We start from the raw sequence: 15,317 nt of genomic DNA on the forward strand, positions 1-15,317 counted from the left end.
CAATATCCAGCCCTACAATGCTAACCTTCTCCATGGACGCTTCCTCCTCGTAGCGAATTTCGACACCGCTACCTTGGCACAGCGATGCCGTGAGGGGGCGTCCACACCATCAAGAGGGGGATCGCGGTGCGCGGATATCCGGTGCGTGAGGTGTTGCGGCGTTTGGGCGTCAGCACTTATTCTCTCTACAAGTGGCTGAGGCTGTTCGGGGATCAGGTCAACGAAGGTCAATTTTTCCCGCGTCGCGGAATTTTCCCGATGAGGGCTCTCGGACGATGTCGCAGCCGTGGTGTCAGGCGCGCGTGCCGAAGACCAGGACCACCCCGACGACCAGCAGAATCAGCCCGACGAATTGCGCCGTGCCGAGCTGCACGCCGCGCCAGAGATCGTAGCCGAGGCCCGCAAGAACCTGCGCCGAGACCAGTGCCGAGATCGTCAGAGTGGCGCCCAGCCGGGCATAGCCGGTGAGGCTCGCGAATACGAAGAACGTGCCCAGAAGCCCGGGCAGCAGCAGCACCCAGAGCCGCCCCTGGGTCAGCCTTGCAAAGGCCTCGGGGCCGTCGGTGGTCAGCGCGGTGACCGTCAGCACCACCAGCCCCACCGCCGAGTTCAGCCAGAGCGCCACCCAGACCGATCCGGAGACCGCGCGCGCCTCCAGCATCAGCGCGTTTTGCAGCACCAGCGCGCTGCCGGCGGCGGCGAGCAGCAGCAGGGTCGCGAGGGGGCTCATGGCCGCGCTTCCGGTGTCGGGCGCGCATCCAGCAGGCGCTGCATGAAGGTCAGGTCGAGCCAGCGCCCGAATTTCGCGCCGACCTCGCGCATCTCGCCGGTGATCTGGAAACCATGCGCCTGATGCAGCCGGATCGAGGCCGTGTTGCCGCTTTCGATCCCCGCCACCATCACATGTTTGCCGATCCCGCTGGCGCGGGCGATCAGTTCGGGCAGCAGCCGCGTGGCGATGCCGCGCCCACGCGCTTCGGCGCGCACATAGATCGAATGCTCCACCGTGTGGCGGTAGCCCTCCCAGTCGCGCCAGTCGCCAAAGCTCGCATAGGCCAGCACCTGCGCCCCGTCGCAGGCCACCAGAACCGGATAGCCCTGCGCTGTCCGGGCCTGCCACCAGGCGCGGCGGTTCTCCAGATCGACCGGCGTCTCGTTCCAGATCGCGGCGGTGTTCCGCACCGCGTCGTTATAGATCTCCAGAATGCCGGGCAGGTCGGCCCCGGTCGCGTCGCGGATCTGCATGCGTGTCACCCTCCGAACGGGCTTGGCGGTGGCGTTTGTCTAATATATGAGACGATCATGACGGAAGGTCTAGGGCAAAAGATCCGCGCGGAGCGGGACAGGCGCGGCTGGTCGCTGACCGATCTCGCGGAGCGTTCGGCGGTGTCGCGCGCCATGATCAACCGCATCGAGCGCGGCGAGAGCAGCCCCACCGCCACGGTGCTGGGGCGGTTGTCGGGGGCGTTCGGGCTCACCATGTCGGAGCTGCTGGCGGCGCCGGCGCAGGCGGCGACGCGGCTGTCGCGGGCAGGCGATCCGGCGCGGCTCTGGCAGGACCCGGAAACCGGCTATCTGCGCGAACGCATCGCCGCGCCGGCAGGCGAGGGGCGGGGCCTCGACATCGTCCGCGTGACCCTGCCGCCCGGCGCGCGGGTGGATTTCCCGCCCGAGGCCTACAGCTTCCTGATGCAATCGGTCTGGGTGCTTTCGGGGCGGTTGCTGTTCGAGGAGGGGGAGACGCGCTGGCCGCTCGGCCCCGACGACTGCCTGACGCTGGGCGCGCCGCAGCGCTGCGCCTTTGTCAATCCGGGGCGGGAGGCCTGTGTTTACGCGGTGGTGATTGCGCGGGTCTGAGGAAGAGGATCGAGCCGGCGTCTATGGCGCGCCTCACCCGCCACCGCTTTGTGCCGGCGCGTTGCGGGGGATCCGGAGACAACCCGCCCCGGACTTGATCCGGGGCCTCACCGGCTGCTCCGGCAGTGGTTTGTGTCTTTGTTCATCCCGGCGCCTGTCGCGCTATTGGTCACGCGTCACGGACCTCGCCCTCAGCGGATCACCAGCACCGATTGCGGCGCGTGGCGCACCACGCGGGCCGCGTTGGGGCCGACGAGGTAATCCTTCAGCGCCGGGCGGTTGGCGCCGACCACGATGGCATCGGCGCCAAGTTTCTGCGCCATCTTGATGATCTCGTGATAGATCGTGCCCTGCATCACATGCAGCTCGCCCAGCACCTCCGCCGGGATCGCCTCAGCCGCCCAGGCGGTGAGCTTTTCAGCCGCCTCGGCCTTGATCACATTGGCCTGCTCCGGTCCGAGATAGGAGCCCACCATCGCCATCCCCGATCCGGGGATGACATTGATCACATGCAGCTGCGCGCCCTCGCATTGCGCCATGCGCACCGCCGCCTCGGCCACATGGCCCGATTCCGGCAGATCGTTCATATCCACCGCCAAAAGGATCTTTTTGAACATCGCCTGTCCTCCTCAGAAGGCCGGTTGCGTCGCGCGCGGGCGCTGGATCATGACGACCCCCGCCAGCAGCAGCAGCGCCGGGATGAAGAACCACTCCTTGGCGAAGCGCTCGCTTTCGACCTGCACCGCCGAGATCACCACCGGGCTGTCGCCGTAATAGTCGTACTCGGTGCCGAGCTGGTCGAAGAGCGGTGTGCCGGGGAAGGGCTCTTCCAGCAGCAGCCGGCCGTCCTCTTCCAGCACAGTCAGCCCCTGTGCCGACAGCGCTGCATCGGCATCGCCGGCCACGGCAGGGATCACCACCGTGGTGGGCCGCACCTTGCCGGTGTCGAAATCGGGGCCCTCGATCATCAGCCGCAGATCGACCCCGTCGGGCTCCTCGGCCATCAGCTCAAGCGCCGTGTTGCCGGAGGCGGTGACATAGGGATCCTCCACCATGTCGAGGAAGAAGCCCGGGCGGAACAGCATGAAGGCGATGAAGAGCAGCACGACGCTTTCCCAGAGCTTCGACTTGGCGATGAAGTAACCTTGCGTCGCGGCGGCGAAGAGCAGCATCGCAAGCAGGGCCACGAAGAAGATGAACACCGCGTGAAAGAAATCCACGTCGATCAGCAGCAGGTCTGTGTTGAAGATGAACAGGAACGGCAAAAGTGCCGTGCGGATGTCGTAGCCAAAGCCCTGAAGGCCGGTCTTGATCGGATCCCCGCGCGAGATCGCCGCCGCCGCGTAGGCGGCAAGCCCCACCGGCGGCGTGTCGTCGGCGAGGATGCCGAAATAGAAGACGAACATATGCACGGCGATCAGCGGCACCACGAGGCCCACCTGCGCACCGACGCTGATGATCACCGGCGCCATGAGGCTGGAGACCACGATATAGTTTGCCGTGGTGGGCAGCCCCATGCCGAGGATCAGCGACAGCACCGCAACCAGCAGCAGCAGCACCATGAGGTTGCCGCCCGAGATCACCTCGATCACCTGGCCGATGACCTGATGTGCGCCGGTGAGGCTGATGGTGCCGACGATGACGCCGGCGGCGCCGGTGGCGACGCCGATGCCGATCATGTTGCGCGCCCCGAGGATGAGCCCCTGCACGAAATCGCCCCAGCCCGCGCGCGCCTCGGCGCCCACGTCATGGCCGCGGAACATCGCCTTGAGCGGGCGATGGGTGAGGGCGATGAAGATCATGAAGATCGTCGCCCAGAACGCCGAGAGCGCCGGCGACAGCCGGTCGAGCGTGTCGGTCCGCACCATCAGGTTCCAGACCAGGATAAAGATCGGAATCGCAAAGTAGAGCCCGCCGATCAGCGTCGGCGTCAGGCGCGGCGCGGTAGGGGGCGCATTGGGATCGGTGTCTTCCTTGATCTCGGGAAAGCCCGCCGAGATCTTCAGCAGCACCAGGTAGAGTACCCCCACCAGCGCCACGGCGACATAGATCGAGCCGCCCATGATCGGGTCGAGCAGCGCGCGCAGCCCGATCATCAGGAATGTCAGGATGCCGAGCGCGATGAAGCCCGACAGGAACAGGATCAGGATCATCAGCACGCCGATGCGGCGGCCGGGCTTCTCCAGCCCCTTGAGCCCCATCTTCAGGCTTTCCAGATGCACGATATAGAGCAGCGCAATGTAGGAGATCACCGCCGGCAGGAAAGCGTGCTTGACCACGTCGATATAGGGAATGTTGACGTATTCCACCATCAGGAAGGCGGCGGCCCCCATCACCGGCGGGGTGAGCTGGCCGTTGGTCGAGCTTGCGACCTCGACCGCGCCGGCCTTTTCCGCCGGAAAGCCGATGCGCTTCATCAGCGGAATGGTGAAGGTGCCGGTGGTCACGGTGTTGGCGATGGAGGAGCCGGAGATCATCCCGGTCATCATAGAACTGAGGACCGAGGCCTTGGCCGGCCCGCCGCGCAGCGCGCCCAGAAGCGCGATGGCGACCTGAATGAACCAGTTGCCGCCGCCGGCGCGGTCGAGCAGGGCGCCGAACAGCACGAAGAGGAAGATCATCGAGGTCGAGACACCGAGCGCCACGCCGAACACGCCTTCGGTCTGCATCCAGTAATGGCCCAAGGCCTTCGACAGCGAGGCGCCGCCGTAATTGGTGATATTGCGCGCCCATTCGGAATAGCCGCCGAAGAAGGCAAAGGCGATGAAGGCGCAGCCGATGATCACCAGCGGCAGGCCGAGCGAGCGATAGACGGCGATCATCAGACAGATCATGCCGATGGCCGACATGGTGATATCGGTGGTGCTCCAGAGGCCGGGGCGGCTGGCGATATCGAAGCGGAAGACCACGAGGTAGAGACAGGCCGAAACGCCGAGGATCAACAGCGCCCAGTCATAGGCGGGGATGCGGTCGCGCGCGGCGGTCTTGGTCAGCGGAAACGCCATGGTCGCGAGCGCCAGCGCGAATGCAAGGTGCACGAAGCGCGCCTGCGCGACGATATTGGCAAAGATGCTCATGCCAGTCGCCTGGGCGATCATCCCAGGGATGCGCGAGGCGATATAGAGCTGAAACAGCGACCAGACGATACAGGTGCCGAGGATAAGCGTGCCCTGCCAGTTCGTCGGGTTGCGCGCGCCGGTATCGGCCTCGGCCACCATATCGTCGGCAGTACGTTCCGTTGACGGCTGATCCACCATCGCCAAGTCCCCTCTGTTTTTTGGAAATATTTTATTTATTTATGGCGGGTTGCGCGGAAATCTTCGCGCAACCCGGAATGTTGTGCGGGCGCCGTGTACGGTGCCCGGGAGGCGGGATGTCCCGCGCTTATTCGATGAGGCCCAGCTCTTTATAGGCCTTGTCGGCGCCTGGATGCAGCGGCGCTGACAGGCCGTCCTTGACCATTTCAGCAGGGTCGAGATTGGCGAAGGCCGGGTGCAGCTGGCGGAAATCGTCGATGTTTTCCATCACCGCCTTGGCGACCACATAGACCACGTCCTCGGGCACCTCGGAGGAGGTCACAAAGGTCGCGCCGACGCCAAAGGTGGTGGTGTCCTCGTCATTGCCCGCATACATGCCGCCGGGAATGGTGGCGACGCGGTAATAGGGGTTGTCGGCGACCAGCGTGTCGATCGGCTCGCCCACCACGTCGATGAGTTGCACGTCACAGGTGGTGGTGGCTTCCTGAATGGCGGCGGCGGGGTGGCCGACAGTGTAGATCATCGCGTCGATATTGCCGTCGCAGAGCTGCTGCGCCATCTCGGCCCCCTTGTACTCGGTCGCCAGCGCCAGATCGTCCATGCCGATGCCGAAGGCGTCCATCACGACTTCCATCGTGGCGCGCTGGCCGGAGCCCGGATTGCCCACGTTCACGCGCTTGCCGGCGATGTCCTCGAATTTCTCGACGCCGGAATCGGCGCGGGCGAGCAGGGTGAAGGGCTCGGGATGCACCGAGAACACCGCGCGCAGCTCGGGGAACGGGTTATCGGAGAATTGCGAGGTGCCGTTATAGGCGTGGTACTGCCAGTCGGACTGGGCGACGCCGAATTCCAGCTCGCCGGCCTTGATGGTGTTGATGTTGTAGACCGAGCCGCCGGTCGATTCCACCGCGCAGCGGATACCGTGTTCCTTGCGGCTCTTGTTCACCAGACGGCAGATCGCGCCGCCGGTCGGGTAGTAGACGCCGGTCACGCCGCCGGTGCCGATGGAGATGAACTGTTGCTCCTGAGCGGTGGCCGCGCCGGTCGTCACGAGCGCGCCGGAAAGGATGGCGCCGAAGATGGATTTTTTCATCAGATCTTGCTCCCTGTGATCTTGATTGCATTTATAGTGATAATAGTGCCCAGAAGAGCGCAGGGAAGCAAATCGGGCAAGCCCGGCGCGAATTGACGGAACGTCAGCCCGGATGAGGAGCGCAATGTCGCATATTTTTCCGCGCCACACCAAAGCCTTGCCGCCCGTCGTGGCGCGCGCGGAGGGGGCCTATCTCTACGATGCCGAGGGCAAGGCCTATCTCGACGGATCCGGTGGCGCGGCGGTCTCCTGTCTGGGGCACGGCGATTCCAAGGTGATCGGCGCGATGAAGGCGCAGCTCGATCAGGTGGCCTTTGCCCATACCGGCTTTTTCACCTCCGAGCCCGCCGAGCGGCTGGCCGACCGGCTGGTCTCGCTCGCGCCCGAGGGGCTCGACCGGGTCTATGTGGTGGCCGGCGGGTCCGAGGCGATGGAATCGGCGCTGAAACTGGCGCGGCAGTATTATCTGGAGAAGGGCGAGCCGCAGCGGGTCAATATCATTGCGCGGCGGCAGAGCTATCACGGCAACACACTGGGGGCGCTGGCCACGGGCGGCAATATCTGGCGCCGCGAGCCTTTTGCGCCGCTGTTGATCGACGTGCACCACGTCGCGCCCTGCTATGCCTATCGCGGCATGGCGCCGGGCGAGTCCGAAGAGCAATACGGCGAACGGTTGGCGGCGGAGATCGAGGCTCAGGTGCAGGCGCTCGGCCCCGAGACGGTCATGGCGTTCGTCGCAGAGCCGGTGGTCGGCGCGACGGCGGGGGCGGTGCCGGCGGTGCCCGGCTATTTCAAGCGGATCCGCGAGATCTGTGACCGCTACGGCATCCTGCTGATCCTCGACGAGGTCATGTGCGGCATGGGCCGGACGGGCACGCTCTTTGCCTGCGAGCAGGACGGGGTGGCACCGGATATCTGTGCCGTCGCCAAGGGGCTGGGCGCGGGCTATGCGCCCATCGGGGCGATGCTGTGCTCGGCGGAGATCTATGCGGCCATCGAGAGCGGCTCGGGGTTCTTCCAGCACGGTCACACCTATCTCGGCCATCCGACCTCCTGCGCCGGCGCGTGCGCGGTGCTGGAGCGGCTGGTGGACGACCAGTTGCTGGGCCGGGTGGCGCCGATGGGCGCGCTGCTGCGCGGCGCGCTGGAGGAGCGGTTCGGGCAGCGGCCCTATCTGGGCGATATCCGCGGGCGCGGGCTGTTCCTCGGGCTGGAGCTGGTGGTGGATCGCGAGAGCAAGGCGCCCTTTGATCCGGGCCAGGGCGTGGCGGGAAAGCTCAAGAAAGCGGCCTTTGCCGAGGGGCTGATCTGCTATCCGATGAGCGGCACCATCGACGGGCAGAGAGGCGATCATGTGCTGCTGGCGCCGCCCTTCATCATTACCGAGGATCAGGTGGGCGAGCTGGTCGACAAGCTCGACCGCGCGCTGACGGCCGTTCTGGGCTGAGCCAAGCGTTTTCGAAAACGCTTGCAACTCTTTTCGAAAAGAGTTGTGGCGCGGGCGGATATTAACCGCGTCTTCAGCGGCGTGGCGCTAAGCCTGCCGCCATGGATGCAGGCTTTCTCACCATGCTGTCTCTGCTTGGCGCGCCATTGCGGGCGCGGCTCTTTGCGCTGCTGGTGGCGCGGCTGCCGCATGCGATGGGCGCGGGAGAGATCGCCCGCGCTCTGTCCGTCCCGCCCTCGACCCTCTCGGCGCATCTCGCGGCGCTGAGCGATGCGGGGCTGTTGGAACGGTCGCGCGATGGCCCCTCGCGATTCTACCGCGCGGCGCCGGAGCGGCTGGGTGAGGCGCTGGGCTGGGCGGCGGAGGATCTCTGCCTCGGGCGGGCCGGGCGCGGCGCGCGCCGCCTGCCGCCCGTGCCGCGCCTGCTGTTTCTCTGCGAGGACAATGCCGCGCTGTCGCTGATGGCAGAGGCGTTGGCGCGCCGCCGGCTGGCGGGGCGGGTGCAGGCGGCCTCGGCGGGGCTGACGCCCGCGTCCTCGGCCGACCCGCTGGCGCTGGCGCTGCTGGCGCAGCGCCGTCACGATCTGGCGGCGCTCTATCCGAAACCGGCCGGGGCGGCTGCGCCGCCCGATCTCGTGATCGCGCTGGGGCCGCGCGCCGCCGATTCGCTGCCGCTGGCGGGCCTGTCGGCGCTTTGCGCCTATTGGCCGCTGACCCCGCCGCCCGCGAAAGGCCCGCTCATCCCCCGCGCCATCGCGCTGCACGCCGCCTACCGGGCGCTGAACAGCCGGATCACCGCGCTGCGCCGGCTGCCGCCGGGCGGGCTGCCGCGTGCCGCCGCGCAGGCGGCGCTCGACGATCTCAGTTCAGGTCTTCCAGCAGCCGGCCATGTTTGCGCGTCTCGTCCAGCACCGCGCCGAAACGGGTCATCCCGCGCGCCTCCAGCATCGGCAGCATCCTGACCAGCACCTGCGCCGTGGCATGGGCATCCCCCAGCGCGGTGTGGCGCAGCGCCGCCGGGATCTCGACGCCCAGCCGCTCGCAAAGCGCATCCAGCGTGTGGGTCTGGCTGGCGCCGAACAGCACCGCCGAGAGCAGCACCGTATCTAGGATCGGATGATCCCAGGCCACTCCCATGCGGTCGCGGTGGCGGCGCAGGAAGGCCATGTCGAAGGGGGCATTATGCGCCACGATGACCGAGCCCTTGGCGAAGCGGTGAAAGCGCCGCCCGGCCTCGGCGATATCGGGTTTGCCGCGCACCATGGCGTCGGTCACCTTGTGCACCCGGGTCGAGCTGGGCGGGATCGGAATACCGGGGTCGACCAGCTGGTCGATCACCTCGCCGGGCACGATGCGCCCGTTCAGCACCCGCACCGCGCCGATCTGCACCACCTCGTCCTTGTGCGGCAAGAGCCCCGTCGTCTCGGTATCGAACACCGTGTAGCTCAGCGCCGAGAGCGGCGTGTCCTCGATGCTGGCGGGGGCATCATGGCTCAGCAGGTCGAAATCATAGACCAGCGGGCGCTCCGCCTCGGGCGGCATATGCGTCTCGGCGCCCTCGATCACCATCATGTAGCCGCCGCCCTCCATCGGCTTCAGCCGGGCGTCATAGCTCTGCGCGCCGTCCACCCCCTCGGCGGTAAAGCGCACCTCGCGCCCGGTCTTGTGCATCCGGGTCACCGCGGCCTCCAGCCCCGATGCCTCGAAGTAATCCGACAGCGGCGCGTTCAGACGCGGCACATGCAGCTGCGCCAGCACCTCCGCCGCCTGACCGTCATAGAGCACGATCTGCCCGCGCGGGCTCACCAGGATCATCGCCACCGGGATCTCGGTCAGCAGCGCGGTGAGCCGGGCCTTTTCGGCGCTCAGCCGCTCGGTCTCCAGCGCCACCCGCTGCGCGCTGTCGAGCGTGCCCTCGGTCAGCCGCTCGGAGACCGCACGGGCGGCATGGGCGAGATCGCCGAGATAGCGCGCCGCATGGGTGTCGACCTCGCGCGATACCCCGGCATGGGCGCGCATGCGCATCTCGGCGGCGAGCTTCTCGATGGGCTTGGCGACATTCTCGTCGAAGAGCAGCCAGACCCCGACGCTGAGCGCCAGCAGCGCCAGGACCGCGACGATGGCGGCAAAGACAAAGCCGTCGGCGACGGAGGTTTCCGCCACGCGCGCATGCCCGGCCCAGAGCGCCAGCAGCACCGCCGCGCTGCCGCCGAGCGCGAGCAGCCCGAAGAACAGGAAGATCCGCAGCCGCAGGCCGAGCTTGCTCATGCGCCACCCTCCGCGCAGACCGCCGCGACAATCGGGTCGTCGCTGCCCGCGTCGCGCCAGACCGGCGCGCCGCCATCGCCGCCGGCGGGATCGGCGCGGCGGTGGTTGACGCAATCCACCATCATCTCGACCGCCTGCACCGGCTGCCAGCGGGCAAAGAAATAGAGATCGGCGAGATAAAGCCCCTCGGTCTCGCGGTTGGCGACGCGGGTGCCGTGATCGACGGCGATGAAGCGGTCGACCATCGGCACGACATAGGTCCAGGGCCGGTAGAGCGCGCGCGATTCATGCACCGTGGCGACCTCGACCCCCTCGGGCAGTGCGCTGGCGGTGCGACCGTACCAGCCGTATTCGCTGGCGATCGCGGCGGCGATCATCGCGGCGCCGGCGCCCACCGGCATCAGCCAGCGCGGCAGGCGCCCGCCCGTCAGCCGGTTCAGCAGCATCACCGCGCCGGCGCCGGCGAACCCCGCGACGAAAACGGCGATCAGTTCCAGAAACATGGTTTCTCCTCCCCTTGGTCCGGCTCAGCCCAGCATGCCGCGCCCATGCCCCAGCGCCGATTGCAGAGACTTTATCACCACGAAGGCATCGCGCAGATGACTTCGCTCAAAATCCGACAGGTCGGCGGGGGCGAGATAATTGTCGGGCGCCGCGCCGCGTTTCACCTGCGCCGCCTGATGTTCCAGCCGGGTTTCGGCGATGAGATCGTAGGCATCGAGCAGATCCTGCCCGCCCGAGCCCGAGAGCTTGCCCGCCGCCACCGCCGCCTCCAGCCGGGCGCGGGTATTGACCTCGGTGAGCTCGCCCTGAAGCGCATAGACCCGCGCCATATCGACCACCGGCACCACGCCATTGTGCTTGAGATCCAGCGTGTTCTTGTGCTCGCCCGAGCGGATCGTGGCAAAGCCGCGCAGGAGGCCCAGCGGCGGTGTGTGTTTCAGCGAGTTGGCAATCATGTGCGAGACGAAGATCGAGTTCTTCGCGGCCTTCGCCAGCGTCTCTTCCTGGAGGTCCTCGAAGAGCGATTTGCTGCCGCCGATGGGGCGCAGGTCGAACATGACCGAGGCCAGCATCTGCGCCATCGGATCGGGCTTGGCGATCCATTTGGCGAAATAGCCGCGCCAGGTGCCGACGCGCTGGCACCATTGCGGATTGGTCGCCATCATATCGCCGGGACAATAGTAATATCCCGTCTTATCAAGGCCATCCGAGACGAATTTCGCCATTTCCCGAAAGTACGAAAGATCGTCCTCGGTGGCGCTGTCGTCGAGAAACAGGCAATTGTCCTGATCCGAGACGCCGGTCTGTTCCTGCCGCCCCTGCGATCCGCAGGCGAGCCAGAGATAGGGCACCGGCGCCGCGCCCAGCCTGTCCTTGGCCAGCGCCAGCAGGCGCCGCGTGACAGTGTCGGCAATGTCGGTGATGAGCCGCGTCACCACCTCGTGGCGGTTGCCGCTGGCCACGAGCTGCGCCAGAAGCTGCGGGATGCGGGCGGTGACCTCGGCCATCTGTTCGGCGGTGTCCGCGCGGGCGATCTCGGCCACCAGCTCGGCGGAGCTGACCGCCTGAAACCGCGTCAGGTCGGTCTGGGTGACGATGCCCACCAGCCGGCCGCCCTCGGTCACCGGCACATGGCCGATATGGCGCTCCATCATCATGTGCAGCACGTCCGAGCCGATGGCGGAGGGGGGCAGAGTGAGCGGCTCTGCGGTCATCACCTGCGCCACCGGCGTGTCGAAAGACAGCCCGCCGCCCACCACCTTGCCGGAGACATCGCGGATGGTGAGGATGCCCTTCAGCGCGGGCCCGTCGGTGATGCAGACCGAGGAGACGCGGCGCTCGGCCATCAGCTTTGCAGCCTCCCGCACGCTGGTCTCGGGCGGCAGCGTGAGCGGCTTTGCCGCCATCAGCGTCTCGACCCGGGAATGGGCGAGGTCGGTCTTGCGCGGCTTGGCGGCGCGCGAGCGGTCGAAGAAGCGCTGCGCGGCGGGGTGCTCCTGCACCAGCGCGTTGAAGGCATAGACCGGCAGCATCAGCAGCAGCGTTTCCTCGACCGTGCGGGCCGAGGTGGCGGCGATGCCGTCGCGGGTCAGGCCGCGCTCGCCAAAGGAATTTCGCGGGCCGAGCAGGGAGACGACGACATCGTTCTCGTCGCGGATCTCGACCTGTCCGGAATGAATGAGATAGAGCCCGTCGAGCGGCTGGCCCACGGCATAGATCGGTTCGCCGGCGGGCAGTCGGCGCTGCACGAATTGCGGCAGCATCCCTTCGAGCGCGTCGCTGTCCAGCGTGTCGTAGGGGTGGACGGCGCTCAGGAAACGGTGGAGCTCTTCGGGTGCGATGGGCATCGGTCGACCTCCGGAAGGGTGCGGGCGGCGGGGAAAGAAAACCCCGCCCCGGCTTGGCGCGGGACGGGGGAAGGGTAGGGGAAAGGCCGCAGGACGGCCAGACCCTTGGCTTAGTGATCCTGGGCGGCGCCGGCACCGCGCGGCACGCGCACGCTTTCCACCAGATCGCTGATTTCCTGCGGGATCGGCGTCGTCGCGTTCGAGACGATGAAGGCCACCGCGAAGTTGATCAGGGCGCCCACCGCGCCGAACGAGGTCGACTTGATGGTGCCGAGCAGCGGATCGGCATCGGTGAAGGAGTTGGTGCCGGGGATGAACAGCCAGCCCTTGTGCAGGAAGATATAGACCAGGGTCACGATCAGACCTGCGAGCATGCCCGCCACGGCGCCCTTGTTGTTCACCTTGGTAAAGATGCCCATCATAAGAACCGGGAAGATCGACGAGGCCGCGAGGCCGAAGGCCAGCGCCACGGTCTGAGCCGCAAAGCCCGGCGGGTTCAGACCCAGCCATGTGGCGATGACGATGGCCACGGCCATGGCGACCCGGGCAGACATGAGCTCGCCCTTTTCGCTGATGCCCGGGTTGAGCTGGCCCTTGATCAGGTCGTGCGAGACCGCCGAGGAGATCGCCAGCAGCAGACCGGCGGCGGTGGAGAGCGCGGCGGCAAGGCCACCGGCGGCCACCAGACCGATCACCCAGCTGGGCAGGTTGGCGATTTCGGGGTTGGCCAGAACCAGGATGTCGCGGTTGAAGTTGGTCAGCTCGTTCTCCGAACCCCAGCCGGCTTCTTCCATCGCGGCGACGGTTTCGGCGTCGGCGTCGTTGAAATAGGCGATGCGACCGTCGCCGTTCGCGTCGTTCCAGCCCAGCAGGCCGGTCTGCTCCCAGGTTTTCATCCAGTTATAGGTCGGATCGCTCTCGATGGTCTCGACCGCGACCGGCTCGCCCGAGGCGCCTTCCGGCCAGAACTGCTGGGTGATGTTCAGGCGCGCCATGGCACCCACCGCCGGGGCGGTCAGGTAGAGCAGCGCGATGAAGACCAGTGCCCAGCCGGCAGACCAGCGTGCATCGGCCACCTTGGGCACGGTAAAGAACCGCATGATGACGTGCGGCAGGCCGGCGGTGCCGATCATCAGCGACAGGGTGAAGAGCACCATGTTGAACGTGTCGCCGTTATGCGCGGTATATTCCTTGAAGCCGAGATCGGTGACGATCTGGTCGAGGGTCTGGAGCAGCGGGGTGCCGCTTTCGGTCGAGCCGAAGAGACCCAGCGCCGGGATCGGGTTGCCGGTCAGTTGCAGCGAGATGAAGATCGCCGGGATGGTATAGGCGAGGATCAGCACGCAATATTGCGCCACCTGGGTGTAGGTCACGCCCTTCATGCCGCCGAACACCGCGTAGGCAAAGACGATCACCGCACCGATCAGCAGGCCGGTGGTGCTGTCCACTTCGAGGAAGCGGCCAAAGGCCACGCCCACGCCGGTCATCTGGCCGATCACATAGGTGGTCGAGGCGATGATCAGGCAGAGCACCGCGACCATGCGCGCGGTCGGGCTGTAGAACCGGTCGCCGATGAATTCCGACACGGTGAATTTGCCGAACTTGCGCAGGTAGGGCGCGAGCAGCAGCGCCAGCAGCACGTAGCCGCCGGTCCAGCCCATGAGGTAGGTGGAGTTGTCATAGCCGACAAAGGCGATGAGGCCGGCCATCGAGATGAACGAGGCGGCCGACATCCAGTCGGCGGCGGTCGCCATGCCGTTGGTGACCGGGTGCACGCCGCGGCCGGCGGCGTAGAATTCCGACGTGGAGCCCGCGCGGGCCCAGATCGCGATGCCGATGTAGAGCGCAAAGGACGCGCCCACGAACAGCAGGTTGATGGTAAACTGATCCATGACGCGTTACTCCTCGTCCACGCCGAATTCTTTATCGAGCTTGTTCATCCGGAAGGCGTAGAAGAAGATCAGCGCCAGGAAGATCAGGATGCTGCCCTGCTGGGCGAACCAGAAGCCCAGATCGGTGCCGCCGACCATGATGCCCGAAAGCATCGGGCGCAGCAGGATGCCGAAGCCGAACGAGCAGATGGCCCAGATGATGAGGCTGATGATGATGATGCGCAGGTTGGCCTTCCAATAGGCCTCGCCACTCGATGTTTGATCCGCCATGCGCGGGTCCCTCCTCTCCTTGATACATAACCCGCCTCCCTTGCTGGAGGCGGCGCTGCGGCGGCCCTCAGCGGGCCGTCGCGTCCTCCACGATCGCGCCGAGATCGGCGGCGATCTTGTCGATGGCACCCATCGCGTCGATGCGCGACAGGGCCCGTTTCTCCTCGTAATAGCCGATGAGCGGCGCGGTCTGGGCGTGATAGGCCTCCAGACGGCTGGCCACGGTCTCGGCCTTGTCGTCGGCGCGGCGCTTCATCTCGGTGCCGCCGCATTTGTCGCAGGTGCCCTCTTTGGCGGGCCGCTTGAAGCTGTCGTGATAGCCCTCGCCGCAGACGGCGCAGGTGTAGCGACCCGAGATCCGCTCGACCATCGCGGCGTCGTCCACCTCAAGGCTGATGGCGGCGTCGATCCTCTGGCCGGTCTCGGCCAGCAGCGTATCGAGCGCCTGCGCCTGCACGGTGGTGCGCGGGAAGCCGTCGAGGATGACGCCACGGGCGCAATCGGGCTCGGCGAGCCGGTCGCGCAGGATGGCGATGACGATCTCGTCGCTCACCAGCCCGCCGGCCTCCATCACCGCCTTGGCCTGCTTGCCGGCCTCGGTGCCTTGTGCGACGGCGGCGCGCAGCAGGTCGCCGGTGGAGAGCTGCACGAGGCCGAACGTGTCCTCGAGCATGCGCGCCTGGGTGCCTTTCCCGGCCCCCGGAGGGCCGAGAAGGATGAGCACGGGGGCGGCTGTCACGGTCTGTCCGTCCATCTCCGTTACCCCTTATTCGCGCGGTTTTCGATGAGGTCTTCGACGACGGAGGGATCGGCGAGTGTTGAGGTATCGCCGAGGGCGCCGAAATCGTTTTCGGCGATCTTGCGCAGGATGCGGCGCATGAT

General features: G+C 66.8%; 14 protein-coding genes. 3 read left to right on the forward strand and 11 right to left on the reverse strand.

Annotated elements, in window-relative coordinates:
* Window positions 1-292 precede the first annotated feature (292 nt).
* Window positions 293-730, reverse strand: a complete 438-nt coding sequence (locus tag I6N89_RS24460; protein ID WP_207020878.1) for a DMT family transporter — start codon at window positions 728-730, stop codon at window positions 293-295.
* Window positions 727-1,245, reverse strand: a complete 519-nt coding sequence (locus I6N89_RS24465; protein ID WP_207020879.1) for a GNAT family N-acetyltransferase — start codon at window positions 1,243-1,245, stop codon at window positions 727-729. Before I6N89_RS24465 ends, I6N89_RS24460 begins: the two co-directional genes overlap by 4 nt.
* 57 nt (window positions 1,246-1,302) lie before the next feature.
* Here I6N89_RS24465 and I6N89_RS24470 point away from each other — a divergent pair, with 57 nt between their 5' ends.
* Window positions 1,303-1,857 (forward strand): helix-turn-helix domain-containing protein, encoded by a 555-nt coding sequence (locus tag I6N89_RS24470; RefSeq protein WP_207020880.1) that lies wholly within the window; start codon window positions 1,303-1,305, stop codon window positions 1,855-1,857.
* A gap of 191 nt (window positions 1,858-2,048) precedes the next feature.
* Here I6N89_RS24470 and I6N89_RS24475 read toward each other — a convergent pair whose 3' ends face one another.
* The 3 genes from I6N89_RS24475 to I6N89_RS24485 all read right to left on the reverse strand — a co-directional run bounded on the left by I6N89_RS24475 (window position 2,049) and on the right by I6N89_RS24485 (window position 6,207).
* Entirely contained in the window at window positions 2,049-2,474 is a 426-nt protein-coding gene (locus tag I6N89_RS24475) for a universal stress protein (RefSeq protein WP_207020881.1), read from the reverse strand.
* Window positions 2,475-2,486: 12 nt separating this feature from the next.
* Entirely contained in the window at window positions 2,487-5,114 is a 2,628-nt protein-coding gene (locus tag I6N89_RS24480) for a TRAP transporter permease (RefSeq protein ID WP_207020882.1), read from the reverse strand.
* Between the two features lie 127 nt (window positions 5,115-5,241).
* Window positions 5,242-6,207 (reverse strand): TAXI family TRAP transporter solute-binding subunit, encoded by a 966-nt coding sequence (locus I6N89_RS24485; RefSeq protein ID WP_207020883.1) that lies wholly within the window; start codon window positions 6,205-6,207, stop codon window positions 5,242-5,244.
* 124 nt (window positions 6,208-6,331) lie between these two features.
* Here I6N89_RS24485 and I6N89_RS24490 point away from each other — a divergent pair, with 124 nt between their 5' ends.
* Together I6N89_RS24490 and I6N89_RS24495 are read left to right on the forward strand one after the other, a co-directional pair.
* Entirely contained in the window at window positions 6,332-7,654 is a 1,323-nt protein-coding gene (locus tag I6N89_RS24490) for an aspartate aminotransferase family protein (protein WP_207020884.1), read from the forward strand.
* 122 nt (window positions 7,655-7,776) lie between these two features.
* Window positions 7,777-8,616: a helix-turn-helix domain-containing protein gene (locus I6N89_RS24495; RefSeq protein WP_207020885.1), complete on the forward strand. Its 840-nt coding sequence runs from the start codon at window positions 7,777-7,779 to the stop codon at window positions 8,614-8,616.
* Here the strand turns inward: I6N89_RS24495 and I6N89_RS24500 are convergent.
* The 6 genes from I6N89_RS24500 to I6N89_RS24525 form a co-directional block, all read right to left on the reverse strand.
* A complete protein-coding gene (locus I6N89_RS24500) occupies window positions 8,516-9,922 on the reverse strand; it encodes a 3'-5' exonuclease (protein WP_207020886.1) in 1,407 nt (468 codons plus the stop codon). The two genes, I6N89_RS24495 and I6N89_RS24500, sit on opposite strands and share 101 nt — an antisense overlap.
* The gene (locus I6N89_RS24505) at window positions 9,919-10,425 is read right to left on the reverse strand and encodes a hypothetical protein (RefSeq protein WP_207020887.1); all 507 of its coding nucleotides are present in this window, start codon (window positions 10,423-10,425) and stop codon (window positions 9,919-9,921) included. Before I6N89_RS24505 ends, I6N89_RS24500 begins: the two co-directional genes overlap by 4 nt.
* A gap of 24 nt (window positions 10,426-10,449) precedes the next feature.
* A complete protein-coding gene (locus I6N89_RS24510; RefSeq protein ID WP_207020888.1) occupies window positions 10,450-12,273 on the reverse strand; it encodes a putative nucleotidyltransferase substrate binding domain-containing protein in 1,824 nt (607 codons plus the stop codon).
* Window positions 12,274-12,383: 110 nt separating this feature from the next.
* Window positions 12,384-14,165 (reverse strand): sodium:solute symporter family protein, encoded by a 1,782-nt coding sequence (locus I6N89_RS24515; RefSeq protein WP_207020889.1) that lies wholly within the window; start codon window positions 14,163-14,165, stop codon window positions 12,384-12,386.
* Window positions 14,166-14,171: 6 nt separating this feature from the next.
* Complete coding sequence (locus I6N89_RS24520) at window positions 14,172-14,435, reverse strand: DUF4212 domain-containing protein (RefSeq protein ID WP_207020890.1); 264 nt, start codon at window positions 14,433-14,435, stop codon at window positions 14,172-14,174.
* A 67-nt stretch (window positions 14,436-14,502) separates the two neighbouring features.
* Window positions 14,503-15,189, reverse strand: a complete 687-nt coding sequence (locus I6N89_RS24525; RefSeq protein WP_207020891.1) for an adenylate kinase — start codon at window positions 15,187-15,189, stop codon at window positions 14,503-14,505.
* Window positions 15,190-15,317 lie beyond the last annotated feature (128 nt).

Origin of the sequence: Salipiger abyssi (genome assembly GCF_017311415.1) — a bacterium.
GTDB classification, from domain to species: Bacteria; Pseudomonadota; Alphaproteobacteria; order Rhodobacterales; family Rhodobacteraceae; genus Salipiger; species Salipiger abyssi_A.